The following is a 25,937-nucleotide window of genomic DNA, read 5'->3' as shown; positions in this document are numbered from 1 at the left end:
AACCGTAGTCTACTGGCGACCTTCCTCCCCAGTTCCACGGTGCCGTTGTGCAGAAACGCATCCTGATCGTCGACGACGAACCGGCCATCCGCGACATGGTCGCGTTCGCCCTGCGCAAGGGCGACTTCGAGCCGGTGCACGCCGGCGATGCCCGCGAGGCGCAGACCTCGATCGCCGACCGGGTCCCGGACCTGATCCTGCTGGACTGGATGCTGCCCGGCACCAGCGGCCTGGAACTGGCCCGGCGCTGGCGCAAGGATGCGATGACCCGCGAAGTGCCGATCATCATGCTCACCGCCCGCGGCGAGGAGAACGACCGGGTCGGCGGCCTGGAGGCCGGCGTCGACGACTACGTGGTCAAGCCGTTCTCCGCGCGCGAGCTGCTGGCGCGGATCCGCGCGGTGATGCGCCGCACCCGCGAGGACGACGAGGACGGCAGCGTCTCGGTCGGCAGCCTGCGCATCGACGGCGCCGCGCACCGGGTGTTCGCCGGGGACGCCCCGGTGCCGATCGGCCCGACCGAGTACCGCCTGTTGCACTTCTTCATGACCCATCCCGAGCGCGTGTACAGCCGCGCGCAGTTGCTCGACCACGTCTGGGGCGGCAGCGTCTACGTGGAAGAGCGCACCATCGACGTGCACATCCGCCGCCTGCGCAAGACGCTGGAGCCGTTCGCGGTGGAAAACATGGTGCAGACCGTCCGCGGGTCCGGCTATCGCTTCTCTGCGTCCATCTGACCGCCAGCTTGGCCTGCTATAACGGCGGACGGATCACGATCCTTTGCGACAGAGTGCGTTCCCGATGCCCCGCCACATCCGCTCCGCCTGGTTGAAGACCCTCGGCACGCTCGCCGGCATGCTGCTGCTGGCGTTGCTGGTCGGCTGGATCGGCGGCCACGTGTGGATGGCGCTGACCCTGATGTCGCTGGGGGTGATGGGCTGGCACTACTGGCGGCTGCGACGGGTGCTGCGGCGACTGACCGCGCGCCAGCGCTGGGAGCCGCCGGCCGGCACCGGCGTGTGGAACGAACTGGACCGGCTGCTGTACCGCAGCCAGGCGGAGATGCGCGTGCGCAAGCGGCGCCTGCTGGACATGCTGCGCGCCTACCGCGCCGCCGCCGCCGCGCTGCCCGACGCGGTGGTGGTGGTGGACCGCAACAGCCAGCGCATCCAGTGGTTCAACGAGGCGGCCGGCAGCCTGCTCGGCCTGCGCCATCCCGGCGACCTCGGCGCGCCGGTGGTGGAGCGGCTGCAGCCGATGCCGCTGGCGCACTGGCTCAGCGCCGGCCGCAACGCCGAGCCGATGCTGGACATGCCCTCGCCGGTCGACGAGCGCCTGCGCCTGAACCTACGCCTGATCCCCTATTCCGAGGATCACTGGCTGCTGGTCGCGCGCGACGTCAGCAAGCTGCTGCAACTGGAGCAGGTGCGCCGCGATTTCGTCGCCAACGTCTCGCACGAACTGCGCACGCCGCTGACCGTGGTCCACGGCTATCTGGACATGCTCGATCCGGAGGACTTCCCGGATTCGGGGCCGATGATCGCCGAGATGCGCAAGCAGTCGCAGCGCATGACCCAGCTGGTCGAGGACCTGCTCACCCTGTCGCGGCTGGAATCGCAGGAGCACGCCAACGAGGAGTCGATCGCGATGGCGCCGATGCTGGCCACGCTGCGCCGCGAGGCCGAGGCGCACAGCCAGGGCCGGCACCGCATCGAGGTCCACGACGAGGCCGATTGCGACTTGATCGGCTCCAACAAGGAACTGCACAGCGCCTTCTCCAACCTGGTCACCAACGCGGTGCGCTACACCGCGGCCGGCGGCACCATCCGCATCACCTTCGCCCGCGAGGGCGACGGCGCGGTGCTGTCGGTGCGCGACAGCGGCTACGGCATTCCCGCACATCACCTGCCGCGGATCACCGAGCGCTTCTACCGGGTCTCCAGCAGCCGGTCGCGCGAGAGCGGCGGCACCGGCCTGGGCCTGTCGATCGTCAAGCACGTGCTCGGCCTGCACCAGGCGCGGCTGGAGATCGAGAGCGAAGTCGGCAAGGGCAGCACCTTCTCCTGTCACTTCGGCGCCGGGCGCGTGCATCCGCGGCACGACCATGCCACCCTGACCTCCGCCTAACGAGTATCGCCATGCCCCGCGCCGCCGCCCTGCCGCCCACGCCGCCACCGGACGTTCCCAGCGATCCGCTGCGCGATCCGGCGCTGTACCTCAACCGCGAACTGTCGCAACTGGATTTCAATTTCCGGGTGCTGGCACAGGCTCAGGACCCGCAGGTGCCGTTGCTGGAGCGGCTGCGCTTCCTGTGCATCTCCTGCACCAACCTGGACGAATTCTTCGAGATCCGCGCCGCCACCGTGCGCCATGCCCAGGAGTTCGGGCTGCCGCCGGCGCCGGACGGCATGAGCCCCAACGCCATCCTCAACGCGATCCACGACCGCGCCGCGCAACTGGTCGACCAGCAGTACCGCTGCTGGAACGAGGTGCTGCGTCCGGCGCTGAAGGACGCCGGCATCGGCGTGCTCGGCCGGCATTCCTGGAACGCGCGGCAGAAGCGCTGGCTGCGCGCCTACTTCCGCAACGAGATCATGCCGGTGCTGTCGCCGCTGGGCCTGGATCCGGCGCATCCGTTCCCGAAGATCCTCAACAAGTCGCTGAACATCGTGGTGGTGCTCAAGGGCACCGACGCGTTCGGCCGTGTCGGCCACCTGGCGATCGTGCGCGCGCCGCGCTCGCTGCCGCGCATCATCCAGTTGCCGGAAAGCCTGGCCGAGGGCGGCCAGAGCTTCGTGTTCCTGTCCTCGGTGCTGTCCACCTTCGTCGACGAGCTGTTCCCGGGCATGGAGGTGATGGGCTCCTACCAGTTCCGCGTCACCCGCAACTCGGAACTGGTGGTGGACGAAGAGGAAGTGGAGAACCTGGCGCTGGCGCTGCGCGACGAACTGGTCAACCGCGGCTACCGGCCGGCGGTGCGGCTGGAGATCGCCGAGGACTGCCCGAAGTCGATCGTGCGCACCCTGCTGCAGAACTTCGAGCTTCCGGAAAACGCGGTCTACCGCATCAACGGCCCGGTCAACCTGAGCCGGGTCAACCAGGTCTACGACCTGGTGCAGCGCCCGGACCTGAAGTATCCGCCGATGAACCCGCGCACGCTGCGCGACAGCGAGGGCATCTTCGAGATCGCCGCCGCCGGCGACGTGCTGCTGCACCACCCGTTCGACGCCTTCACCGCGGTGCTGGACCTGATCAAGCAGGCCGCGGTCGACCCCAACGTACTGGCGATCAAGCAGACCCTGTACCGCACCGGCAAGGACTCGGCGATCGTCGATGCACTGGTGCTGGCAGCGCGCAACGGCAAGGACGTCACCGTGGTGGTGGAACTGCGCGCGCGCTTCGACGAAGAGGCCAACCTGGGCCTGGCCGACCGCCTGCAGGAAGCCGGCGTGCAGGTGGTGTACGGCGTGGTCGGCTACAAGACCCACGCCAAGATGCTGCTGATCGTGCGCCGCGAGGGCCGCAAGCTGCGCCGCTACGTGCACCTGGGCACCGGCAACTACCACAGCGGCACCGCGCGCGCCTATACCGACCTGAGCCTGATCACCGCCGACGTGGACATCGGCAACGACGTGCACCTGCTGTTCCAGCAGTTGTCCGGGCTGGCGCCGAAGATCCGCCTCAAGCGCCTGCTGCAATCGCCCTTCACCCTGCACCCGGGCGTGCTGCACCGGATCGAACGCGAGACCAAGCTGGCCACCGCCGGCCGCCCGGGGCGCATCATCGCCAAGATGAACGCACTCAACGAGCCGCAGGTGATCCGCGCGCTGTATGCGGCCTCGCAGGCAGGCGTGAAGATCGACCTGATCGTGCGCGGCGCCTGCACCCTGCGCCCCGGCGTGCCGGGCGTGTCCGACAACATCCGGGTGCGCTCGATCGTCGGCCGTTTCCTCGAGCACAGCCGGGTCTACTGGTTCGGCAACGACGGCGCGCCGGAACTGTTCTGCGCCAGCGCCGACTGGCTGGAACGCAATCTGCTGCGGCGCGTGGAGACCGGCTTCCCGATCCTCGATCCGGACCTGGTCAAGCGCATTCACCGCGAGGTGCTGCAGAACTACCTCGCTGACAATCTCAACGCCTGGGAACTGGACGCCGACGGCAACTACCGCAAGCTGGCCCCGGGCCAGGACCAGCCGCCGCATTCGGCGCAACTGGCCCTTCTCGACGGGCTCTGAGCGCAGCGCGGCGCCGTCTCCACGGCGTGCGCCGCGCATCGGCTACCATTCCGCCATGCCTGCCACCTCCCCCACTCATCCGCCGCTGCGCGACGGCGACCTGCTGGCCGCCATCGACCTGGGTTCCAACAGTTTCCACATGGTCATCGCCCGCTATCAGCTCGGGCAGCTGCGGGTGGTGGACCGCCTGCGCGAGACCGTGCGCATGGCCGACGGCCTGGACAACAAGGGCGGGCTGTCCGCCGAGGCGCGGCAGCGCGCGCTGGAATGCCTGGCGCGCTTCGGCCAGCGCATCCGCGACCTGCCTTCGCTGCGGGTGCGTGCGTTGGCCACCAATACCGTGCGCCAGTTGCGCTCGCCGCAGACCTTCCTGATTCCCGGCGAAACCGCGCTTGGCCATCCGATCGAAGTGGTCAGCGGCCGCGAGGAAGCGCGCCTGATCTACCTGGGCGTGGCCCATGCGCAGCCGCCCAAGCCGAACGAACGCCGCCTGGTGATCGACATCGGCGGCGGCTCCACCGAGTTCATCATCGGCAGCGGCTTCCAGACCCTGGAACGCGAGAGCCTGCAGGCCGGCTGCATCGCCAGCACGCGGCGCTTCTTCCCGGGCGGCAAGCTGTCCAAGAAAAAGTGGAAGGACGCGCTGACCGAGATCGGCGCCGAGTTCCAGCAGTTCGCCGGTCAGTACCGTGCGCTGGGCTGGCACGAGGCGCTGGGCTCGTCCGGCACGCACAAGGCGATCGGCGAGATCTGCGCGGCGATGAAGCTGACCAAGGGCGCGATCACCGCCGAGGCGCTGCCGCAACTGCGCGACCGCCTGCTGCTGGCCAAGCGCATCGAGGACATCGACCTGCCCGGCCTGTCCGCCGACCGCCGGCCGATCATCGCCGGCGGCGTGCTGGTGCTGGAAGCGGCGTTCCAGGCGCTGGGTCTGCAACGGCTGATGGTGAGCAAGGCGGCCATGCGCGAAGGCATCCTCTACGACATGCTCGGCCGCGGCGGCGAGAACGATCCGCGCGAAACCGCGATCGCCGCGCTCACCCAGCGCTACGGCATCGACGAAGCGCAGGCCGCGCGCGTGGAGCACACCGCGATGGCGCTGTTCGACCAGGTCGCCGGCGACTGGGCGCTGGATGCCGACGACGCGCGCATGCTCGGCTGGGCCGCGCGCCTGCACGAACTCGGCCAGGCCATCGCGCACAGCCAGTACCACGTGCACGGTGGCTACGTGCTGGAACACTCGGACATTGCCGGCTTCTCGCGGCAGGAGCAGCAGGTGCTGGCAACGCTGGTGCGCACGCACCGCCGCAACGTCTCCAAGACCGCGTTCGACGCGCTGCCCGACCGCCTGCTGCTCAGCGCCAAGCGCAAGGCCGCGCTGCTGCGCCTGGCGGTGCTGCTGCACCGCGCGCACGAGGCCGACCCGATCCCGGCGCTGGAACTGAAGGCCGACGGCGCCAACCTGCACCTGATCCTGTCGCAGCCGTGGATCGAATCGCGGCCGCTGCAGCGCGCCGACCTGATCGGCGAGGTCGAGGGCATGGCGGGGTTGGGGATCAATTTCCGGCCGTTTGTGGCTTGAAAGCCGGGATTCGGGATTCGGGATTCGGGATTCGGGATTCGGGATTCGGGATTCGGGATTCGGGATTCGGGATTCGGGATTCGGGATTCGGGATTCGGGATTCGGGATTCGGGATTGCAGCATGCTGTCCGCGGTCAAATCGCGGTCAAGCGATTTGATGAAAAAAGTGCGGGTTTTGAAAGAAAAGCCGCCCTCCCTGAAGCCGCGACACCGCGGCTTTTTGTGGGAGGGGCTTCAGCCCCGACGCCTTACCGATACCGCGTTGGGGCTGAAGCCCCTCCCACAGAAAGCGGCACGGCGACGGACTCGCGAAAATCCCGAATCCCGAATCCCGAATCCCGGCGTTTGGCGTCATCTTTCCTACATGCGCTGGACATGTTCGCTTCACTGCGGTGCGCGAGGCTTAGTCAAACCGGAGCCCCCGCATGCGCTACGCGATCGTCACCGAGACGTATCCCCCTGAGGTCAACGGCGTTGCGCTGACCGTGCAGGGGCTGGAACTGGGGCTGCGCGCGCGCGGCCATACCGTCGACGTGGTGCGTCCGCGCCAGGTCGGCGATGCCGACCCGGCGGATCTGCGGCTGGTGCGCGGTGCGGCGCTGCCGCGCTATCCCGGACTGAAGTTCGGCCTGCCCGCGCCGCGGCGCCTGACCAAGCTGTGGCAGGCGGCGCCGCCGGATGCGGTGTACATCGCCACCGAGGGTCCGTTGGGTTGGTCGGCGCTGCGCAGCGCGCGGCGCCTGGGCATTCCGATCGCCACCGGCTTCCATACCCGTTTCGACGAATACCTGCCGCAGTACGGCGCGGCCTGGCTGCAGTCGACCGCGCTGCGCTGGATGCGGCGCTTCCACAACCAGGCCCAGGCGACCCTGGTGCCGACCCGCGAGCTGCGCGACTTCCTCGCCACCCAGGGCTTCGAGCGGGTACGCCTGCTGGCGCGCGCAGTGGACAGCAAGCAGTTCGAGCCGCAGCGCCGCGATGCGCAGTTGCGCGCGCAGTGGGGCCTGCACGACGACGATTGCGCGGTGCTGTACGTGGGCCGCATCGCCTCGGAGAAGAACCTGCCGCTGGCGGTGCGTGCGTTCCGCCAGTTGCAGCAGCTGCGCCCGCGCGCGCGCTTCGTCTGGGTCGGCGACGGCCCGCTGCGCGAGCGCCTGGCGCAGGAGAACCCGGACTTCATTTTCTGCGGCATCCAGCGCGGCGATGCGCTGGCGCGGCATTTCGCCAGCGGCGACCTGTTCTTGTTCCCCAGCCGCAGCGAGACCTTCGGCAACGTGACCCTGGAGGCGATGGCCAGCGGCGTGGCCACGGTCGCCTTCGACTACGGCGCGGCACGCGAATACCTGCGCGATGGCCTCAACGGCGCGGCGGTGGCCGACGACGAGGCGTTCATCGCCGCCGCCCTGCGCCTGGGCAGCGACGACGCCTTGCGCCGCCGGCTGGGCGAGGCGGCCTGCGCGTCGATGCAGCAACTGCGCCCGGAGCGCGTGGTGGCCGATTTCGACGCACTGCTCACCGAACTGGCGAACACCCGGAGGACGCATGTCGACGCGGCTTGAGATCCTGCGCGGGCACGAGACCCGCTGGTGCCGGCGCGCCAACCATTGGTGCCGGCGACGCTCGGTGCGGCGCTTCTTCGCGGTGATCAGCCGCCTGGGCGACGGCGTGTTCTGGTACGCACTGATGACCCTGCTGGTGCTGTGCGACGGCATGGACGGCGTGTTCGCCTCCGCGCACATGGCCGCCACCGGCGTGGTCGCGCTGAGCCTGTACAAGGGCCTGAAGCGCTGGACCCGGCGCCCGCGCCCGTACGCCGCCGACCTGCGCATCCGCGCCTGGGTGGCGCCGCTGGACGAGTTCAGCTTCCCCTCCGGCCACACTCTGCACGCGGTGTCCTTCGGCATCGTCGCCCTCGCCTACTACCCCTGGCTGGCGCCGCTGCTGGTGCCCTTCATCGTCTGCGTGGCGTTGTCGCGGGTGGTCCTGGGCCTGCACTACCCCAGCGACGTGCTCGCCGCCATCGGTATCGGCGTGGCGCTGGCGGGCGTGTCGTTGTGGTTGATTTGATGAGGAGCCGGGATTCGGGATTGGGGATTCGGGATGGCGTCCGACCATCCCAGCGGTCAGCGTAGGAGCGGCAACGCCTGCACTCGCGGCTTCATCCAATCCCAAATCCCGAATCCCCAATCCCGGCCGTACTACAATGGCCAAATGACCACGCTGTTCATCTCCGACCTGCATCTGGACCCGGCACGGCCGGCGATCACCGCGCTGTTCCTCGACTTCCTGCGCGGGGAGGCGCGGCAGGCCGAGGCGCTGTACATCCTCGGCGATCTGTTCGAGGCCTGGATCGGCGATGACACGCCGTCCGAGGCGGCCGATGCGGTGGCGCTGGAGCTGCACGCGCTGCACCAGGCCGGGGTGCCGGTGTTCTTCATGCACGGCAACCGCGACTTCCTGCTCGGCGCCGACTACGCGCAGCGCGCCGGTCTGCGCCTGTTGCCCGATCCCTGCGTGATCGACCTGTACGGCGAGCCGACCCTGCTGCTGCACGGCGACCTGCTGTGCACCGACGACACCGCCTACCAGGCGTTCCGTGCGCAGACCCGCGATCCGGCCTTCCAGCAGCAGTTCCTGGCGCAGCCGCTGGCCGCGCGCATCGCCTACGCGCAGCAGGCGCGCGCCGCCAGCCAGGCGCGCCAGGCCGAGTTGAAGCAGGACGACAGCGCGCAGTTCGAGACCGTTACCGACGTGGCCCCGGGCGAAGTCGCCGCCACCTTCGCCCGCTACGGCGTGGCGAAGATGATCCATGGCCACACCCATCGCCCGGCGGTGCATGCGCTGGATGTGGACGGCCGCGCCTGCACCCGCATCGTGCTCGGCGACTGGTACGAACAGGGTTCGGTGCTGCGCGTCGATGCGCAGGGCTGCAAGCTGCAACAGCTCTAGCGCCAACGTCCGGCGCGGCCGCGATCGGGCCGGCAGCACGAACGGCGTCGACGCCGACCAGCGTCGACCCAGCACCGTCCATCCGCACTTCCTCGCCACGCGCCGGCGCAGCCACGCCTACAGCACGGTACGAACACCAGCGCTCAGGGCAGGCCGCCGCCGGCACGCTGCTGCCGCCATTGCGCGTAATCGACGAAGTCGCCGTCGACCACGTCGTACCAGCCGATCGCACCGGAGCGCTCAACGCGGAAACGGTCGCGGACCGGCTCGGTCTGCGGGTCGCCCGGACAGCCGTCGCCGTGCTTCTCGCGCACCGCGATCTCGATCGCTGCGGGTGCTGCGGCGGCCGCATCCGCAGCGGCCGCCGCGTCGTCCGCGCTCGCGTCGTCCTCGACGGCGTAGCCCAGGCACTGCAGGTCGGGATAGGCGTGATCGGCGGACAGGCGCGCCTGCAACAGGTCGATCGCGCGCTGGTCGTCGAAGGTGTCGGCGGGCGCGGCCGGCGGGGTGGCCCGTGGCGCCTCGGTCTTGGCGGTCGGCGACGGCGTGTCGGTCTGCCGGTCGGGGGCGGGGCCGCAGCCCGCGCTCAGCATCGCCAGCAGCAGCGCGGCCGGCAGTCGCATGCGCTTGAACATCGTCGTTCCCAGGAAGTCGGTCGCCACCGGCCGTGCCGGCACCGCTTCCCAGCATAGCCGAAGCGGGCGCCGCCGCGTCCGCTCCGGCTGTCTTCGCCGCACGTGGCGCAGGCAGGCGGCCTGCGCCACGTGCGGGCCGGCTCAGCGGAACCCGGCCACCGTCGCCTTGGTGTTGACCAGCACGCGCTGATTGTCGGCGGTGCTGGCGTTGCCCATCGGTACGCCGTTGTAGGACACGTTCGGGTTGGACCAGTAGTTCAGCCGCGGGCAGCTGCTGGTGCAGTTGTAGGCCATGATCGTGCGCCAGCTGTTGCCGTAGCGATAGCCGTGGCCGTAGGCGTACGGCGAGGTGCTGGAGTCGGTGGCCACGTCGTGGCGCGCGCTCTGCAGATGGCCGATCTCGTGGGCGAAGCTGTAGTAGCCGGTGGCGCAATCCCAGTACACCGCCGCGAACGCGGTGGCGGCGGTGGAGCCGATGCCCGAGGCCAGGCCGCAATAGGCCGAGTTGTCGATGATCAGCACGCCGACGTCGGCCGCGGTGTTGTTGCGCGAGGTATGGATGCTGTCCATGTAGCCGTCGCTGGTGCCGCGGAAACGGGTCAGATCGGTGTTGAAGTCGCCGGACTCGGTGTAGTTGGTGGTCTCGTAGCCGGCCAGCTGCATGGTGATGCCGACGTTGCTGTTGGTGTAGCCCTGGTTGGACTCGGCCACCGCCAGCTGCACCAGCGACTGCATGTTGCCGCCATAGCTGGTCACCGCCTTGTTGGTCGCCACCACCAGCACGCGGATGGTCGCGGGCGAGCCGGACGAGGCGCCGGCGGCGGTCACGCGTTCGTCGATCACAGACTGCGGCATCTGCACGGTCGGCAGCAGCGCGTAGTCGGCCGGATGCTCGGCCGGCATGCGCCGTTCGTCGACTTCCACCAGCACATGGCCGCCGCCGGCGACCGGACGCAGGTGGAACAGCGTGCCGTTGCTGCGGATGCTGCCGGTGATGGTGTCGCCGCTGCGTACCAGGATCGCCGAGTTCAGCGGATCCAGGCCGGACAGCGCACGAGTCCGGGCCACCGCGGCATTGCCGAGATTGCCGTACCAGATGCTGTTGCCGCCCTCCAGTTGCTCGGTCTTCAGTTGCGTGGCGGTGATGCGCTGGCCCAGCAGGTCCAGCTCGAGTTGTTGCTGTCCGGCGGTCACGGCGGCGGCATTCACGCCGACCCGCTGCACCGCGCTGGTGGCGGGATTGGCCAGCAGGCGGCTCAGCGCCGGCTCGCCGGCGATGGACTTGGACACGTACTGGCTGCTCTGGAACAGGGGCGTTCCGGCTGCGGAGGCGGAACCGGCGACACACAGGGCAAGCATCGCGGTAAGGCTGCACATCGACTTCATGTCGGACTCCTGGGTGGTGAGTAGGGACGAACGTCGCCCCGCGCACGGCCAGATCGGGGGAGGCCGCGCGGGGGAGTTCGATTAGCCGCTCAGCCACCGTTCAGCGCAAGCAACAAATGCAGCCGGGTCGCAACTCGGAGATAGAGGTCACAAAAAAGCGCCGCCTGGCGCTCATGCCGTATTGAAGAATCCCGCCGCCTCAGCCGGCCTGCTGCTGCAGGGCCAGCAATTCGTCCTCGTCGAACCCCGCCAGCAGGCGCGCCTGCAGGTTGAACGGGCCATGCAGGTAGCCGCCGGCGTACTCGCGCAGCAGGGCGGCGAAGCGGGCGCGCGGCTCGATCCCGGCCTGTGCGCAGTACCAGCGGTACCAGCGCGAACCGGCGGCCACGTGTGCCACTTCCTCGCGCAGGATGATCTCCAGGATGTCGGCGGTGGCGTCGTCGCCGAGCGCGCGCAGCTTGGCGATCATGCCCGGGGTCACGTCCAGGCCGCGCGCTTCCAGCACGCGCGGTACCAGCGCCATCCGCGCCAGGCCATCGTGCGCGGTCTTCTCGCACATCTCCCACAGGCCGTTGTGCGCGGCGAAGTCGCCGTAGGCGTGGCCCAGCGCGCGCAGGCGGTCGCGCAGCAGCACGAAATGGCGCGACTCGTCGTCCGCCACCGCCACCCAGTCGGCATAGAACGCCGGCGGCAGGCCGCGGAAGCGGTAGACCGCGTCCCAGGCCAGATCGATGGCGTTGAGCTCGATGTGGGCGATGGCGTGGATGAAGGCGGCGCGGCCCTCGGCACTGCCGAGGCCGCGCCGCGGCAGTTCGCGCGGATGCACCAGCAGCGGCCGCGGCGGCCGCCCCGGCATGCGGATCGGCTCGGGTGCCGGCGCCGTGGCCGGCACTGCCAGCGCACCCTCGCGCCAGGCCGCCGCATGGCGCTGGGTCAGCGCGACCTTCTCGTCGGGGTCGGCCGCGTCCAGGCAGGCGCGCGCCGCCTGGTACAGGTCGCCACTCACGGCGCCGCCGCCGGCGGATGCGCGGCCGCCTCGCGCCGTTCCAGCCAGGTGCGCTGGGCCTGCTCGCAACGGTTGCCGGCCACCTTGAACACGCAGTCGACGCGATGCGCGCAGGCCAGGGCGAAGGCGCTGCGGCGGTCGGCCGCCGCCGGTTCCGGAATCTGCGCCAGCGGTGCGCCCGATGGCCAACCGGCGTCGACGCCGATGCCGGCGGCGAGCAGGCGCGAGGTGCCGTCGCGGCAATCGACCGCATATCCCCACTGCGGCGCATCGGCGCGCACATCGTCGGAGGAGCGCTGCGCGCGCAGGCGCAGGAGCAGCAAGTCGTCACCGATGCGCTGCGCGCCGACGATCGCCAGCGGCGCGCGGTAGTCCGGCTGCAGCAGCGCCAGTTGGTCCGGGGTCATGTACAGCTGCAGCGCGGTCAGTTGCGCGCTCGGCACGCTGCCGTCGCGCAGGCGCGGATCGTCCAGCATGCGCACCGGCCGCGTGGCGTCGTCGCCGGCGCAGCCGCCGCACAGCGCGGCCAGGCCCGCCAGCGCGAACAGGGGCCACGCGCGGGCGCGTGCGCCGCGGGACTCAGGCACGGCGCTTGCGCTTGGCCTCGTCCGAACGCAGCTGCATGATCCGCTCGAAATAGCCGGATTCGATGCCGGTGGTGTACTGGCCGTTGAAGCAGGAGGAGTCGAACGTCTTCAGCTCCGGATTGCCCTCGCGCACCGCGGTCTCCAGGTCTTCCAGGTCCTGGTAGATCAGCCAGTCGCAGCCGAGGAACTCCTGGATCTCCTGCTCGCTGCGGCCATGCGCCACCAGTTCGTCGGCGGCCGGCATGTCGATGCCGTAGATGTTGGGGTAGCGCACCGGCGGCGCGGCGCTGGCCAGGTACACCTTGCGCGCGCCGGCGTCGCGCGCCATCTGCACGATCTGCCGGCTGGTGGTGCCGCGCACGATCGAGTCGTCGACCAGCAGCACCACGCGGTTGCGGAATTCCAGGTGGATCGGGTTGAGCTTGCGGCGCACCGATTTCACCCGCTCGCCCTGCCCCGGCATGATGAAGGTGCGGCCGATGTAGCGGTTCTTGACGAAGCCCTCGCGGTACTTCACCCCGAGCACGTTGGAGATCTCCAGCGCGGCGTCGCGCGAGGTGTCCGGGATCGGGATGATGGTATCGATGTCGTGGTCCGGGCGCAGGCGCAGGATCTTCTCGCCCAGCTTCATGCCCATGCGCATGCGCGCCTTGTGCACCGAGACGTTGTCGATCATCGAGTCCGGGCGCGCGAAGTACACGTACTCGAAGATGCACGGGGTGTGGTCGGTCGGCGAGGCGCACACTTCCGAGAACAGCTCGCCGCGGCCGGTGATGACCAGCGCCTCGCCGGGCCGCACGTCGCGCACGCGGGTGAAGCCGAGGATGTCCAGCGCCGAGGACTCGGAGGCGACGATGTACTCGTCGCCCTCCACGCCCTCGCGCTTGCCCAGCACCAGCGGGCGGATGCCGTGCGGGTCGCGGAACGCGACCAGGCCCAGCCCCAGCACCACGCTGACCACGGCGTAGCCGCCCTTGCAGCGGCGGTGCACGCCGGCCACCGCACGGATCGCCGCTTCCGGGGTCAGCATGCGCTGCGCGTCCAGTTCGTAGGCGAACACGTTCAGCAGCACTTCGCTGTCCGAGTCGGTGTTGATGTTGCGACGGTCGGCCTCGAACACCTGCTGGCGCAGGGCCTCGGTATTGACCAGGTTGCCGTTGTGGGCCAGCGCGATGCCGTACGGCGAATTCACGTAGAACGGCTGCGCCTCGTCCATGCCCTCCGAGCCGGCGGTCGGATAGCGGCAATGGGCGATGCCGACACGGCCTTCCAGCACCGCCATGCGCTTCTCGTCGAAGACGTCGCGGACCAGGCCGTTGGCCTTCTGCACGCGCAGGCGGGTGCCGTCGGCGGTGGCGATGCCCGCCGCGTCCTGGCCACGGTGCTGCAGCACGGCCAGGCCGTCATAGAGCTGCCCGGCCACATTCTGGTTGCCGACGATTCCGACGATGCCACACATGTCAACGCTCTCCGCGGCGGGGATGCCGCTATTGGGAAGGTGGCCGTGCCTGGCCGTTGGATTCGACCCGTGCCGGGTCGGATTGCGCCGGACGCGCCTGCGCCGGATCGATGTTCGCGGGCATCAGTTGCGACGGATCGCCCCCGGGCTGCGCGGACCGCACCCCGGGACGCCCCAGGGCCTTGGACATCATCTCCTGCAGCCCACTGGCCTGCAGGGCGTTGCCCAACGCCGCATTATCGCCTGCCGCGGGCACGTTGCCCAAATCCATCTGCGACACGTTCAGTTGCGGCATCTGCGACAGGTTCAACTGCGGCATCTGCGGCATGCGCCAGTCCGGCAGCTGCGCGCGCATCCAGCCCACGCCCGGGCTGAGCACCGGCAGCACCATCGAGCGCTGCCAGTCCGGCTCGCGGGTCAGCGGCGTGAAGCTCATCAGGAACGCCAGCACCGCGGCGAAGAAACCGCCGCGCGCCGCCCCCAGGCCGAAGCCGAGCGCGCGGTCGGTGCCCGACAGCGCGGTCGAGCGCACCGCCGTGCGGATCACCATGCCGACGATGGCGACCACCGCCATCACCGTCACGAAGGTCAGCGCGTAGCCGCCCAGGTAATAGCTCATGCTGGGCCGAGCACCATCGGCGAGCCAGCGCCCGGCATTGCCGCCGAACTGGAACGTGGCCCAGCCGGCCAGGAACCAGGACAGCGTGCCGACCACGATGCCGACGAACCCGCGCAGGGCGCCGAGCAGCGCCGAGACCAGGATCACCGTCAACAGCACCATGTCGATCATGCGTGCCTCCCGCGGCCGAGCCGCTGCATCGCGCCGATCGCGCGTCGCGCCTGCCTTCCCTGGACCATCGTGCTACTCCGTGGGCCGAAGCCCGATCAAGGATGTGGACGTACCATACCGCTGATGCCGACCTTGGCCGCCACCTGGGCGCGCAACTGCTCGGCATCGGCGCGGTTGGCGACCGGCCCGACCCGCACCCGGTTCAGCGCGCCCTTGTCGGTACGCACCTGCTCGACGAAGGCGCTGAAGCCGGCCGCGCGCACCTTGTCGCGCAGGGCATTGGCGTCCTCGGCCTTGCCGAAGGCGCCCAACTGCACGGCAAAGCCGGTGCCGGAGGCCGCCGGCGCGGCCGGCACGCTCGGCGCCGGCTTGGCGGTCGCCGCGGTGGCCGGCGTGGTTGCCAGCTTGGTGGGTTCAGGCTTGGTCACGGCCGGCTTGGCCGGTTCCGGCTTGGTCACCGGCGGCGTGGCCGGCTTGGCGCTGGCGACCGGCTTGGCCGGCTCCGGCGGCAGCGCCTCGGTCTTGGCCGGGGCGGCGGGCGCGGCAGCGGCGACGTTGCTGGCGGCAGCCGGCGCGGCGCTGGCCGGGGTGGCGTTGCTCGGCGCCGCGTCCAGGGTCACCACCTGGGCATTGACGTCGTTGCGCACCTTGACCGCCTGCAGGCGCACCGATTCGGCCTGGGCGCGATCGGCATACGGCCCGATCCGCACCCGCCAGGCCTGGCGCCCGCCGATCGTGGCCTGCTCGCGGAAGCCCGGCAGTTGCGCCTGCTTGAGCCGTGCGATCACCGCATCGGCGTCGGCGGCGGTGGCGTAGGCACCAAAGTTCACCGCGTAGTTGCCTGCGGCCGTGCTCGGCGGCAACGGCTGCGCGGCGCTGCCAGCGGCAGGATCGGCGAGGTCGGCGGCATCGGGATTGTTCTGGACCGGCGCCGGCGCGGCGGCTGGCGCCGCGGCGGCGCCGGGCGCCTTGGCCATGCCCACTGCCCCGCCGCTGGGCGCGTCGCCCGGGGTCACCAGCGGCAGCTCGCGGGTCTCGAACTGGCCGTCGGCCGGCGCCTCGGGCGCCTTCAGCGGAACGTTGGCCACGCCGCTGTCGGGCGCAGGCCCCTTGACCAGCATCGGCAGGAAGATCACGGCGAGCGCTACCAGGACAAGGGCGCCAATCAATCGCTGTTTCAGGACGGTATCCACGGAAAGGCTGAGGGGGCGGCGTGGCGGAGTGCCGTGCCGATTATAAGGTCGGCCCGCGCGGAGGCGGGATCAGGCGGCTGAATGCAGCCAGTGCAGCGCCTCGGCGGCGGTATGGAACGAGCCGAAGACCAGCACCCGGTCGCCCGGCTGCGCCTGCGCCAGCGCCGATTGCAGCGCCTGCGCCACGCTGTCGGCGGTGCCGGCCCCGGCGGCGGCCGTGCCCGCCAGCCGCGTGCGCAACTGCATAGCGCTCTGGCCGCGGCTGCCGCCCAGGCCGGCCAGGTGCCAGACATCGACCTGTGCGGCCAGGGCGTCCACCACCCCGGCGGCGTCCTTGTCGGCCAGGGCCGCGAACACCGCGCAGGTGCGGCCGGCGACCGGCTGCGCCTGCAGCGCGGCGGCCAGTTCGCGCGCGGCCTGCGGGTTGTGGCCGACATCGACCAGCACCTCCACCCCGTCACGCACGCAGGGCTGCAGGCGCCCGCGCAGGCGCGCGGCGGCGATGCCCTCGGCGTAGGCGGTGCGCGGCAGCGACCGGCGCAGCGCGCGCAGGGCGGCGATGGCGGTGGCGGCGTTGGCGCGCTGCACTGGCGCGCGCAACTGCGGCAGCGGCAACTGCAGTTCGGTGCCGACATCGCGCCAGCGCCAGCGTTCGGCGTCGATCGGCTCGTGGAAGAAGTCGCTGCCGGCGCGCAGCGCATTGGCGCCGATCGCGTAGGCGCGGCGCAGCACGCTGGAGGGCGGATCGATCTCGCCGAGCACCAGCGGTTTCCACGGCCGCGCGATGCCGGCCTTTTCCGCACCGATCGCTTCGCGGTCGGTGCCGAGCCACTCGGTGTGGTCGATGTCCACGGTGGTGATGACCGCGACATCGGCATCGATCAGGTTCACCGCATCCAGCCGGCCGCCGAGGCCGACTTCCAGCACGGCCAGGTCCAACTTGGTCTGCTGGAACAGCCACAGCGCCGCCAGCGTGCCGTACTCGAAGTAGGTCAGCGCGGTGTCACCGCGCGCGGCCTCCACTGCCGCGAAGGCGGTCACCAGGTCGGCATCGCTGGCCTCGTCGCCGTCGATGCGCACACGCTCGTTGTAGCGCAGCAGGTGCGGCGAGGTATAGCTGCCCACCCGCCAGCCGGCGGCACGCGCGATGGCCTCGACGAAGGCGACGGTCGAGCCCTTGCCGTTGGTCCCGCCGACGGTGATGACGTGCTTGGCCGGCTTGGTCAGGCGCATGCGTGCTGCCACGGCGCGCACCCGCTCCAGGCCCATGGCGATGTCCTGGGGGTGTTGGCGCTCGATGTAGGCGAGCCATTCGGGGAGGGTGTTCATTTGTGTATTTCTAGCCTTTCAGGCAAGCGCGCTCGCTCGCCTTCGTCAGAAGCAACAGCTTTGGAAGCGACAGCTTTCGCGCTGACGCGCGAGTCACTTTTCTTTGCTTGTGCAAAGAAAAGTAACCAAAAGAAAGCACACCCGGGCGCCGCGCCCTCCGCGCTGCGCGCTCCGGGTTCGCACTTGGCCTGGGCATTTTTCGACGGCACATCCATGTGCCGGCGAAAAACGGCGCGCTTCCTGCGCGCCGCCCCTTCGGGGTTTTCGCCCATGCCAAGTGCCGCGGCTCACGGGATCCCGGAAAGCAAAGCAAAAGCGGCAGCAAAAGCACAGCAACGGCAACGGCAACGGCAACGGCAACGGCCAAACAAACCGCATCGGAAGCGGGACGGATTAACTCGTCGACGAGACGACGCACGCTATACGCGCATCATGTCGGTCCTACAGCGCCCGATGCTTCGCCTCGCCGAAGAACGGCGTGTGATGCGCGCAATCGTTCAAGCGCACCACTTCGAGATGCTCCACGTCCGGCCCTTCCAGCAGATTCAGCGTGGTCGGCGCCTGGCGGAAACTCCACAGCCGCGCGATCGGCAGGCCCAGCACCCGGCACAGGATCACCCGGTTCACCGCATCGTGGGCCACCACCAGCAGCGTGTCGTGCTCGACCAGGCCCTCGGCAGCGCGGGCCAGGCCGCGCCAGGAGCGCTCCAGCACCTGCCGCAGCGACTCGCCGCCCGGCATCAGCACCGTATCCGGCTCCTCGCGCCAGGCGCGCAGACGCGCCGGGTCCTTGTCGTGGATCTCGCTGGCCAGCAGACCTTCCCACTCGCCATGGGCGATCTCCTGCAGGTCCGGATCGGTCTGCAGCAACGCCTCGCGCTCAGGGCCCAGCGCGAAGCGCGCGGTGCGTTGCGCACGGGACAGCGGCGAGGCCACGGCGCGGGTCAGCGGCACCTCGCGCAGGCGTGCGCCCAGCGCCTGCGCCTGCGCGTCGCCGACCGGCGACAGCGGGATGTCGATCTGGCCCTGGTAGCGGCCTTCGGCGTTCCACGGGGTTTCGCCATGGCGGGCGAGCAGAATGCGCATGCGCTGGAATCCTTGGGGGGAGGAAGGGCCCGTCTCGCAAACGAAAACGGAGCGGCATGATACCCGCTCCGTCGCCGGAAACCCTGCGCGGCATCCCCGTGCCTCGCCCCGGCCTGGCGGGGCGGACACACGGGCGGCAGCCGTGGCCGCCGCCCATCGGGACCTGGCTCACTTGGCCAGGTTCAACTCCTTCAACAGCCGCGGCGCCGGCATCACCTCCTGCATGATCCAGTGCAGGTAGCGCGCATCGACCGCGATCATCCTGGTCATCGCCGGGTCGAACACCCAGTTCGAACTCACCGACTCCCAGTTGCCGTCGAAGGCCAGGCCAACCAGCTTGCCGTGCGCGTCCATCACCGGCGAGCCGGAGTTGCCGCCGGTGATGTCCAGGTCGGACAGGAAATTCACCGGCACCGTGCCCAGCCGCTTGTCCTCCAGCCCGCCGTAGCGCTTGGCCTTGGCCGCATCCAGCAGCGCCTTGGGCGAATCGAACGGCTCCGTGCCGGTGTCCTTGGCGACCACGCCTTCCAGCGTGGTGAACGGGGTGTATTCCACGCCGTCCTTGGGCGAATAGCCCTTGACGTTGCCGAAGGTGATGCGCAGCGAGGAGTTTGCGTCCGGATACACGAACTCGCCCTGGCTCTTCTTGTAGTCGGCCACGGCCTGCAGGTAGCGCGGCCGCGCCAGCAACTCCTCGCCATCGCGACGCTTCTGATCCTGCTCGAGTTGCAGCAGGGTCGGCATCAGCGCCACCGCATAGCGCAGCGCCGGGTCGTCGCTGGCCTCGAACGCGGCGCGGTCGGCATGCAGCCACTTCAGTCGCTGCTCGGTGCTGTCCAACTGGGTACCGGCCAGGCGCGTGGCGGCGGCCTGCGCATCGGCACCGGCCAGCCACTGGTCCAGCGCCGGCAGGCGTTGCGCCTTCGGCAGCTTCAGGTACTGCTCGAACCAGTAGCGCTGCAACTGGCTGTCCATGGCGGCGACGTAGCGGCGCTCCATCTGCTTCATCGCGCCCTCGATCTCGGGCAGGTCGCGCTCCTGGTAGCCGGGCTCGCGTGCGGCATCCGGCTTGGCGCGTTCGATCGACAGGCGATACAGCATGACCGCGCTGCCGAGCGTCCCGGCCCGCTGCATCTGCCGCAGCACCAGGTCGCGATCGCGGGTGGCCTTGGCCTGCTCGCCCAGCGCCAGCAGTTGCGCATGGGCCTGCAACGCGGCCTTGCCCTCGCCGCCCTGGCGCTTGAGCCAGGCCAGCACGGCGTCTTCCTCGGCGTGTTTCCTGGCCGCCGCGTCGATGCGCTTGAAGCCTTCCAGCTGGCCCTCGTAGTTCTTGGCGACGTTGTTCCAACTGGCCATGGTCGCGGCGTACTTCACCTGGATGTCCGGGTTCTGCTTGCCGGCCTGCTCGACCAGCGCGATCAGGTCGCGGTACTGGCGCGCGGCGGTGGGATAGCCCCAGCTCGCTGTGGCATCGAACTCGGAGGCCAGCGCGTAGCGATTGGTACGGCCCGGGTAGCCGGCGACCATGACGAAATCGCCGGCGCCCAGCGGCTGTTCGGCGAACTTCAGGAAGTGCTTGGGCTGGTAGGGCACATTGTCCTTGGCGTAGGCGGCCGGCTTGCCGTCCTTGCCGACGTAGGCGCGGTAGAACGAGAAGTCGCCGGTGTGGCGCGGCCACATCCAGTTGTCGACATCGCCGCCGAACTTGCCGATGCCCGACGGCGGCGCATAGGCCAGGCGCACGTCGCGGATTTCCAGGGTGCGGAACAGGCGGTAGGTGTTGCCGCCGGAGAAGCTGTACAGCTTGCAACGATAGCCGGCGTCGGCTTCGCACGCGGCGACCTGGGCCTTGTCGAAGTCCTCCAGCGCCTGCGTGCGCTTGAGCGCGTCGGTGCCGGCGGCGGCCATCGCCGCCTTGGCCTGCGCGGTGACGTCGGTGATGCGGTCGAGCACATAGATGCGTGCGTTCGGACCGGCGCTCAGCTCGGCGCCCTGGCTGGCGGCGCTGAAGCCGTCGCGGATCAGGTTCTTCTGCGGGGTCGAGTTGAGCTGGATCGCGCCATAGGCGCAATGGTGGTTGGTCACCACCAGGCCCTGCGGCGAGACGAAGCTAGCGGTGCAACCGCCGAGCGAGACCACCGCGCCCATCGGGTCGCCGGTGAGATCGGACAGTTGCTGCGGCGACAGCTTCAGGCCGGCCTGCTGCAGCGGCCCGGCGATGTCCGGTAATTGCTGCGGGACCCACATACCCTCGCCGGCATGGGCGGTGGAGGCGCCGGACAGGGCGGCCACGGCGGCGATGGCGACAGCCAACGAATTCGAACGCATCGAGCGGTTTCCTTGATGACAGACGTTAGAGTGTAACGGCTGCAACCCATCGCCCGGACCGTGACCAATGGCACCCTGACCGCGCCGCAACATGGGCGCATCGGCCGGGCGCTTATACTGCGCGCCCTCTTCCCATCGAATCTGCACCGACATGGCGCAAACAATGAAGGCGCTGGTCAAGCGCGACGCCGCCAAGGGCATCTGGCTGGAACAGGTGCCGGTGCCGGTCCCCGGCCCCAACGAAGTGCTGATCAAGCTGGAAAAGACCGCGATCTGCGGCACCGACCTGCACATCTATCTGTGGGACGAGTGGAGCCAGCGCACCATCAAGCCCGGCCTGACCATCGGCCACGAATTCGTCGGCCGCATCGCCCAGCTCGGCTCGGCGGTCACCGGCTACGAGGTCGGCCAGCGCGTCTCGGCCGAAGGCCACATCGTCTGCGGCCACTGCCGCAACTGCCGCGGCGGGCGTCCGCATCTGTGTCCGAACACGGTCGGCATCGGCGTCAACGTCAACGGCGCCTTCGCCGAGTACATGGTGATGCCGGCCTCCAACCTGTGGCCGATCCCCGACCAGATCCCGTCCGAACTGGCCGCGTTCTTCGACCCCTACGGCAACGCCGCGCACTGCGCGCTGGAGTTCGACGTCATCGGCGAGGACGTGCTGATCACCGGCGCCGGCCCGATCGGCATCATCGCCGCGGGCATCTGCAAGCACATCGGCGCGCGCAACGTGGTGGTCACCGACGTCAACGACTTCCGCCTGAAGCTGGCCGCGGACATGGGCGCGACCCGCGTGGTCAACGTCGCCAACACCTCGCTCAAGGACGTGATGGCCGACCTGCACATGGAAGGCTTCGACGTGGGCCTGGAGATGAGCGGCAACCCGCGCGCCTTCAACGACATGCTCGACTGCATGTACCACGGCGGCAAGATCGCCATGCTCGGCATCATGCCGCGCGGCGCCGGCTGCGACTGGGACAAGATCATCTTCAAGGGCCTGACCGTGCAGGGCATCTACGGCCGCAAGATGTACGAGACCTGGTACAAGATGACCCAACTGGTGCTGTCCGGCTTCCCGCTGGGCAAGGTCCTCACCCACCAGCTGACCATCGACGAATTCCAGAAGGGCTTCGACCTGATGGAAGAAGGCAAGGCCGGCAAGGTCGTGCTGAGCTGGTAATGCGCGCGCCGCGGCAACGCGGCGGTGCTGGAAAAGACGAAGGGCGCCTTGCGGCGCCCTTCGTCGTTCATCGCGGCAGTGACGCGATCAGAACGCGATCGTGCCCGAGACCACCACGCGGTGACCGGCCAGGCGCTCGGTGAAGTTCTCCGGGCCCTTGTTGTCGGTGTCGTAGTAGCCCACGCTCAGCGCCAGCGGGCCAACCATCTTGCCCACGCTGACGTTGTAGTCGGTGTAGTCCTGGTACGCGGTCAGCGCGCTTTCGTAGGTGGTGCGGCCGACGTGCGCACCGACGCTGAAGCCCTGCGGCAGCGACCAGTTTCCGTCCAGCGCGTAGTAGAAGCTGTCCTTGTCCAGGTTGTACACGTTGTCGGTGTACGCCACGGTCAGGGTGTAGGTCTTGAGGAACTTGGTCTTGGTGATCAGTTCGTTGTAGTTCAACCGGCCGGCGCCCGGGTAGCCGTAGCGGTTGACCATCACGTCGAAGTTCCAGTCCGGCGAGAAATCGACGTTGTAGCCGACGAAGCCGTCCGTTTCCCAATCCGGATCGCCCGCGCCGAAATCGACGTTGGACCCCCAGGCGCCCACATACAGGCCGAACGGCGAGGTGTAGGTGAGGCCGGCCTGGAACGCCGGGCCCTTGTCGGTCTGGGAGACGCCGCGGAACACGTAGTCGCTGACCACGCCGTAGGAGCCGGTGATCGGCGAGGTGGGCGCGTCCTGGGCCAGGACGGTGAGCGGCGAAGCGGCCAGTGCGACGGCCAGGGCGAGAGTGGTCTTGTTCACCGGTCATTCTCCTGCAGTTGACGAGGGATGGGGTTGCAGCGCTGGCGCAGAGGTGCCTTCACGGTTTTTTAACCGCTTTGATCTTGCAGCGCAACAACTTTTCGTCTGCCGCGCGACATGACCGGACACACAGCCGCCGGTCCGGGTCAGGCGCAGACATCCCCGATCGGTCGATCGCGGTCAGGGGCCCGCCAGACAGGAGGGGCGGCCGGTGCCGTGGTGGTCACGCCGCGACCGAGCGGACAGCACCGGCACGCAAGCGTGTCAGCGGCCGCTGAAAATGCCGCGATGGCGCCTCACTCCGGCCGGGCGAAGACGCCGTAGCGGCGCGCGCGCAGGTGCAGCGGCTGGCCCGGCGCATAGTCGGATGCGCCCTCGCCCGCCGGCAATTCCACCTCCACCTCGTCGTGGCCATGCGCCAGTTGCGCACGCAGGCGCAGGCGCGGGCCGCTGCGCTGGATCGACAGCACCGTCGCCGCCCAGCCCTCGCTGCCTGGCGCCAGGTCTTCCGGTCGCACGTACAGTTCGACCGGGCCGGTGGACAGCGGGGTCGACGGCGCCGGCAAGGCCAGCCCGCCGACCTGCACCGCCCCGTCGTGCAGGCGCGCCGGCAGCCGGTTCACCGCGCCGACGAAGCCGTACACGAAGGGCGAGGCCGGCTGCTCGTAGACCTGTGCCGGGCTGCCGACCTGCTCGATCCGCCCGCGGTGGAGAATCGCCACGCGGTCGGCCAGCTCCAGCGCCTCTTCCTGGTCGTGGGTGACGAACACCGTGGTCAGGCCGGTGCGTTCGTGCAGTTCGCGCAGCCAGCGCCGCAGGTCGCGGCGGACCTGTGCGTCGAGCGCCCCGAACGGTTCGTCGAGCAGCAGCACGCGCGGCTCGATCGCCAGCGCGCGCGCAAGCGCCACGCGCTGGCGCTGACCACCGGACAGTTGCGCCGGGTAGCGCCGCTCCAGGTCGTGCAACTGCACCAACGCCAACAGCTCCTGCACCCGCGCGCGGATACGCGCCTCGGTCCAGCGCGCCTCGCGGCGCACACGCAGGCCGAAGGCGACGTTCTCGTACACGCTCATGTGCTTGAACAAGGCGTAGTGCTGGAACACGAAGCCGACCCGGCGCGCCTGCACCGACAGCGCGGTGGCGTCCTCGCCGTGGATCAGCACGCGTCCGCGATCGGCGTGTTCGAGTCCGGCGATCACCCGCAGCAGCGTGGTCTTGCCGGAGCCGGACGGCCCCAGCAACGCCAGCAGTTCGCCCTGGCGGATGTCCAAGCTGATGTCGTCGAGCGCGGCGAAGTCGCCGAAGCGCTTGCCCAGGTGCTGTACGCGGATGCTCATTGCAACCTCAATGTCGGTGAGTGGCGGCCAGCGCCGCGCCGTGGCGCCAGTGCAGCCAGGACTTCACGGCGAGCGTCAGCAGCGCGGTCAGCGCCAGCAGGCTCGCGCAGGCGAACGCGGCACTGTAGGCGTATTCGTTGTAGAGGATCTCCACATGCAGCGGCAGCGTGTTGGTGCGCCCGCGGATATGCCCGGACACCACCGACACCGCACCGAACTCGCCCATCGCCCGCGCACTGCACAGCAGCACGCCGTACAGCAGGCCCCAGCGGATGTTCGGCAAGGTCACCCGCAGGAAGGTCTGCCAGCCGCTGGCGCCCAGGCTCAGCGCCGCCAGTTCCTCGTCGTCGCCCTGCTGCTCCATCAGCGGCATCAGCTCGCGGGCGATGAACGGAAAAGTGACGAAGGTGGTCGCCAGCACGATGCCCGGCAGCGCGAACACGATCCGCGGCAGGTGCAGCAGGACCTCGCCGAACGGCGGCAGGTGCAGGCGCACGCCCTCGTCGATCAGCGGCCAGGCCCAGCCGTTGCGGCCGAAGATCAGGATGAACAGCAGGCCGGCGACCACCGGCGATACCGAGAACGGCAGATCGATCAGGCTCACCAGCAGGCGCTTGCCGGGGAAGCGATGCTTGCTGACCGCCCAGGCCGCGGCCACGCCGAATACCAGGTTCAACGGCACCACGATCGCCGCCACCAGCAGGGTCAGGCGAATCGCCGCCAGCGCGTCCGGATCGGAGATCGCACGCCAGAACACGCCGGCGCCGCCGCGCAACGCCTCGACGAACACCAGCAGCAAGGGCAGCAGCAGGAACGCCAGCAGGAAGCCGAGCGCGCCGCCGATCAGCAAGCGCCGCACCCAGCGCGGTTCGTCCACCACCGAGGCCTGTGCGTGCACCGGAATGGAGACTGCATCGGCCTGCCCGGGGCCGCGTGCCGCCAGCGCGGCCACCACCGATGCCATCACGCCACCGCCCTGCCGCGCCGCGCGAACCAGGCCTGCGCCGCGTTGACCAGCAACAACGACAGCAGCGACAACAGCAGCATCGCCGCGGCGATCGCGCTGGCGCCGCCGTAGTCGAATTCTTCCAGACGGATGGTGATCAGCAACGGCGCGATCTCGGTGGCGTTGGGCAGGTTGCCGGCGATGAAGATCACCGAGCCGTACTCGCCGACGCCGCGCGCGAACGCCAGCGCGAACCCGGTCAGCACCGCCGGCCAAAGCGTCGGCAGCAGCACCCGGCGCACGGTCTGCCAGCGCCCGGCACCGAGCGTGGCCGCCGCCTCTTCCAGCTCGCGCTCGGCCTCGGCCAGCACCGGCTGCACGATCCGCACCACGAACGGCAGCCCCACGAACACGAGCGCCACGACGATGCCCAGCGGCGTGTAGGCGACCTTGATCCCGCCTGCGCCGCTGCTGTGCATCAGCGCGGCATAGCCGATCAGCAGGCCGCCCACGCCGAGCGCGGCCAGGCTGAGCACCGCGAGCGTGCCGAACAGGCGCTGCAGTGCGCGCAGCGGTGCCGGCAGCAGCGGCTGGCTGCGCCGCAGCAGCGCGTAACCGATGGCCGACAACACCAGCAACAGTGCCAGCCGCGGCCACCACCAGGCCAGCACCGGCAGGCTGGCCGCCAGCGCCTGCGCCGGCTGCTCCAGCCAACGGCCGATCCAGCCGTTGCTGCCGTACAGCGCGGTCAGGGCGATGCCGGCCACCGCCGTCGGCAGCGCGAACGGCAGGTCGATCATCGCGTCGAACAGGCGCTTGCCGGGAAAGCGATAGCGCACGAACACCCAGGCCACCCAGGTGCCCATCACCGCATTGAACGCGGCCGCGGCCAGCGCGGTGCCGAAGCTCAGGCGCAACGCCGCCAGCACCCGCGGCTCGCTCCACACCCGCCACACGCCCTCCCAGCCCAGCCCGCTGGTCTTGAGCAGCAACGCGAGCAAGGGGATCAGCACCACCAGCCCCAGCCAGGTCAGGGTGATGCCCAGGCTCAATCCCAGGCCGGGCATCACCCGGCGCTGGCGCGGGGCGCGGGGAACGGCATCGGCGGTCACGGCCATCG

Annotated in this window: 22 protein-coding genes; 8 read left to right on the top strand and 14 right to left on the bottom strand. The window is 69.7% G+C overall.

Features of this window, described 5'->3' with window-relative positions:
* Window positions 1-47: 47 nt before the first annotated feature.
* The 7 genes from phoB to lpxH all read left to right on the top strand — a co-directional run bounded on the left by phoB (window position 48) and on the right by lpxH (window position 8,766).
* Entirely contained in the window at window positions 48-737 is a 690-nt protein-coding gene (gene phoB / locus AC1PLR_RS04610) for a phosphate regulon transcriptional regulator PhoB (RefSeq protein WP_010341114.1), read from the top strand.
* Window positions 738-801: 64 nt separating this feature from the next.
* On the top strand, window positions 802-2,127 hold the full coding sequence (gene phoR / locus AC1PLR_RS04605) for a phosphate regulon sensor histidine kinase PhoR (protein ID WP_481102809.1): 1,326 nt from the start codon (window positions 802-804) through the stop codon (window positions 2,125-2,127).
* An 11-nt stretch (window positions 2,128-2,138) separates the two neighbouring features.
* On the top strand, window positions 2,139-4,235 hold the full coding sequence (ppk1, locus tag AC1PLR_RS04600) for a polyphosphate kinase 1 (RefSeq protein WP_010341112.1): 2,097 nt from the start codon (window positions 2,139-2,141) through the stop codon (window positions 4,233-4,235).
* Between the two features lie 55 nt (window positions 4,236-4,290).
* Window positions 4,291-5,817, top strand: coding sequence for an exopolyphosphatase (gene ppx, locus AC1PLR_RS04595; protein WP_481102808.1), 1,527 nt, complete (start codon window positions 4,291-4,293; stop codon window positions 5,815-5,817).
* Window positions 5,818-6,242: 425 nt separating this feature from the next.
* Complete coding sequence (locus AC1PLR_RS04590) at window positions 6,243-7,376, top strand: glycosyltransferase family 4 protein (RefSeq protein ID WP_481102807.1); 1,134 nt, start codon at window positions 6,243-6,245, stop codon at window positions 7,374-7,376.
* A complete protein-coding gene (locus AC1PLR_RS04585; RefSeq protein WP_481102806.1) occupies window positions 7,360-7,884 on the top strand; it encodes a phosphatase PAP2 family protein in 525 nt (174 codons plus the stop codon). The genes AC1PLR_RS04590 and AC1PLR_RS04585 overlap by 17 nt, the downstream gene beginning before the upstream one ends.
* A gap of 144 nt (window positions 7,885-8,028) precedes the next feature.
* Window positions 8,029-8,766 (top strand): UDP-2,3-diacylglucosamine diphosphatase, encoded by a 738-nt coding sequence (gene lpxH / locus AC1PLR_RS04580; RefSeq protein WP_209248747.1) that lies wholly within the window; start codon window positions 8,029-8,031, stop codon window positions 8,764-8,766.
* A 143-nt stretch (window positions 8,767-8,909) separates the two neighbouring features.
* Here the strand turns inward: lpxH and AC1PLR_RS04575 are convergent, their stop codons facing one another.
* From AC1PLR_RS04575 to AC1PLR_RS04530, 10 genes are all read right to left on the bottom strand, one after another.
* On the bottom strand, window positions 8,910-9,401 hold the full coding sequence (locus tag AC1PLR_RS04575) for a hypothetical protein (RefSeq protein WP_481103525.1): 492 nt from the start codon (window positions 9,399-9,401) through the stop codon (window positions 8,910-8,912).
* Between the two features lie 141 nt (window positions 9,402-9,542).
* A complete protein-coding gene (locus tag AC1PLR_RS04570; RefSeq protein ID WP_481102805.1) occupies window positions 9,543-10,787 on the bottom strand; it encodes a zinc-dependent metalloprotease in 1,245 nt (414 codons plus the stop codon).
* Between the two features lie 199 nt (window positions 10,788-10,986).
* Window positions 10,987-11,793, bottom strand: a complete 807-nt coding sequence (locus tag AC1PLR_RS04565; RefSeq protein WP_481099996.1) for a ferritin-like domain-containing protein — start codon at window positions 11,791-11,793, stop codon at window positions 10,987-10,989.
* Window positions 11,790-12,380 (bottom strand): hypothetical protein, encoded by a 591-nt coding sequence (locus AC1PLR_RS04560; protein WP_481102804.1) that lies wholly within the window; start codon window positions 12,378-12,380, stop codon window positions 11,790-11,792. Before AC1PLR_RS04560 ends, AC1PLR_RS04565 begins: the two co-directional genes overlap by 4 nt.
* A complete protein-coding gene (gene purF, locus AC1PLR_RS04555) occupies window positions 12,373-13,839 on the bottom strand; it encodes an amidophosphoribosyltransferase (protein ID WP_010341100.1) in 1,467 nt (488 codons plus the stop codon). Before purF ends, AC1PLR_RS04560 begins: the two co-directional genes overlap by 8 nt.
* A gap of 28 nt (window positions 13,840-13,867) precedes the next feature.
* Entirely contained in the window at window positions 13,868-14,629 is a 762-nt protein-coding gene (locus tag AC1PLR_RS04550) for a CvpA family protein (protein WP_481102803.1), read from the bottom strand.
* Between the two features lie 95 nt (window positions 14,630-14,724).
* Window positions 14,725-15,822, bottom strand: coding sequence for an SPOR domain-containing protein (locus tag AC1PLR_RS04545; protein ID WP_481102802.1), 1,098 nt, complete (start codon window positions 15,820-15,822; stop codon window positions 14,725-14,727).
* A 69-nt stretch (window positions 15,823-15,891) separates the two neighbouring features.
* Window positions 15,892-17,151 (bottom strand): bifunctional tetrahydrofolate synthase/dihydrofolate synthase, encoded by a 1,260-nt coding sequence (folC, locus tag AC1PLR_RS04540; RefSeq protein ID WP_481102801.1) that lies wholly within the window; start codon window positions 17,149-17,151, stop codon window positions 15,892-15,894.
* Between the two features lie 441 nt (window positions 17,152-17,592).
* On the bottom strand, window positions 17,593-18,237 hold the full coding sequence (locus AC1PLR_RS04535; protein WP_481102800.1) for a histidine phosphatase family protein: 645 nt from the start codon (window positions 18,235-18,237) through the stop codon (window positions 17,593-17,595).
* Window positions 18,238-18,405: 168 nt separating this feature from the next.
* The gene (locus AC1PLR_RS04530; RefSeq protein ID WP_481102799.1) at window positions 18,406-20,565 is read right to left on the bottom strand and encodes a S46 family peptidase; all 2,160 of its coding nucleotides are present in this window, start codon (window positions 20,563-20,565) and stop codon (window positions 18,406-18,408) included.
* Between the two features lie 151 nt (window positions 20,566-20,716).
* Between AC1PLR_RS04530 and tdh the strand changes: the two genes are divergently transcribed.
* A complete protein-coding gene (gene tdh, locus AC1PLR_RS04525) occupies window positions 20,717-21,748 on the top strand; it encodes an L-threonine 3-dehydrogenase (RefSeq protein WP_029561876.1) in 1,032 nt (343 codons plus the stop codon).
* 87 nt (window positions 21,749-21,835) lie between these two features.
* Here the strand turns inward: tdh and AC1PLR_RS04520 are convergent, their stop codons facing one another.
* The 4 genes from AC1PLR_RS04520 to AC1PLR_RS04505 all read right to left on the bottom strand — a co-directional run bounded on the left by AC1PLR_RS04520 (window position 21,836) and on the right by AC1PLR_RS04505 (window position 25,935).
* Window positions 21,836-22,534 carry a TorF family putative porin gene (locus AC1PLR_RS04520; RefSeq protein ID WP_010341358.1) on the bottom strand — a complete coding sequence of 233 codons (699 nt, stop codon included), beginning with the start codon at window positions 22,532-22,534 and terminating at the stop codon, window positions 21,836-21,838.
* A gap of 296 nt (window positions 22,535-22,830) precedes the next feature.
* Complete coding sequence (locus tag AC1PLR_RS04515) at window positions 22,831-23,871, bottom strand: sulfate/molybdate ABC transporter ATP-binding protein (protein WP_420009029.1); 1,041 nt, start codon at window positions 23,869-23,871, stop codon at window positions 22,831-22,833.
* A gap of 7 nt (window positions 23,872-23,878) precedes the next feature.
* Window positions 23,879-24,835, bottom strand: a complete 957-nt coding sequence (cysW, locus tag AC1PLR_RS04510) for a sulfate ABC transporter permease subunit CysW (RefSeq protein ID WP_481099989.1) — start codon at window positions 24,833-24,835, stop codon at window positions 23,879-23,881.
* On the bottom strand, window positions 24,835-25,935 hold the full coding sequence (locus AC1PLR_RS04505; RefSeq protein ID WP_481102798.1) for an ABC transporter permease subunit: 1,101 nt from the start codon (window positions 25,933-25,935) through the stop codon (window positions 24,835-24,837). Before AC1PLR_RS04505 ends, cysW begins: the two co-directional genes overlap by 1 nt.
* Window positions 25,936-25,937: the final 2 nt, after the last annotated feature.

It is taken from the genome of Xanthomonas sp. NCPPB 3570 (assembly GCF_056725115.1).
This window is presented reverse-complemented; position numbering and strand designations above follow the sequence as displayed.

Coding starts and splice junctions, on each gene's coding strand:
- phoR (WP_481102809.1), top strand. CDS start 802: ATGCCCCGCCACATCCGCTCCGCCTGGTTGAAGACCCTCGGCACGCTC.
- ppk1 (WP_010341112.1), top strand. CDS start 2,139: ATGCCCCGCGCCGCCGCCCTGCCGCCCACGCCGCCACCGGACGTTCCC.
- ppx (WP_481102808.1), top strand. CDS start 4,291: ATGCCTGCCACCTCCCCCACTCATCCGCCGCTGCGCGACGGCGACCTG.
- AC1PLR_RS04590 (WP_481102807.1), top strand. CDS start 6,243: ATGCGCTACGCGATCGTCACCGAGACGTATCCCCCTGAGGTCAACGGC.
- AC1PLR_RS04585 (WP_481102806.1), top strand. CDS start 7,360: ATGTCGACGCGGCTTGAGATCCTGCGCGGGCACGAGACCCGCTGGTGC.
- lpxH (WP_209248747.1), top strand. CDS start 8,029: ATGACCACGCTGTTCATCTCCGACCTGCATCTGGACCCGGCACGGCCG.
- AC1PLR_RS04575 (WP_481103525.1), bottom strand. CDS start 9,401: ATGTTCAAGCGCATGCGACTGCCGGCCGCGCTGCTGCTGGCGATGCTG.
- AC1PLR_RS04570 (WP_481102805.1), bottom strand. CDS start 10,787: ATGAAGTCGATGTGCAGCCTTACCGCGATGCTTGCCCTGTGTGTCGCC.
- purF (WP_010341100.1), bottom strand. CDS start 13,839: ATGTGTGGCATCGTCGGAATCGTCGGCAACCAGAATGTGGCCGGGCAG.
- AC1PLR_RS04550 (WP_481102803.1), bottom strand. CDS start 14,629: ATGATCGACATGGTGCTGTTGACGGTGATCCTGGTCTCGGCGCTGCTC.
- folC (WP_481102801.1), bottom strand. CDS start 17,151: ATGAACACCCTCCCCGAATGGCTCGCCTACATCGAGCGCCAACACCCC.
- AC1PLR_RS04535 (WP_481102800.1), bottom strand. CDS start 18,237: ATGCGCATTCTGCTCGCCCGCCATGGCGAAACCCCGTGGAACGCCGAA.
- AC1PLR_RS04530 (WP_481102799.1), bottom strand. CDS start 20,565: ATGCGTTCGAATTCGTTGGCTGTCGCCATCGCCGCCGTGGCCGCCCTG.
- tdh (WP_029561876.1), top strand. CDS start 20,717: ATGGCGCAAACAATGAAGGCGCTGGTCAAGCGCGACGCCGCCAAGGGC.
- AC1PLR_RS04515 (WP_420009029.1), bottom strand. CDS start 23,871: ATGAGCATCCGCGTACAGCACCTGGGCAAGCGCTTCGGCGACTTCGCC.
- cysW (WP_481099989.1), bottom strand. CDS start 24,835: ATGGCATCGGTGGTGGCCGCGCTGGCGGCACGCGGCCCCGGGCAGGCC.
- AC1PLR_RS04505 (WP_481102798.1), bottom strand. CDS start 25,935: ATGGCCGTGACCGCCGATGCCGTTCCCCGCGCCCCGCGCCAGCGCCGG.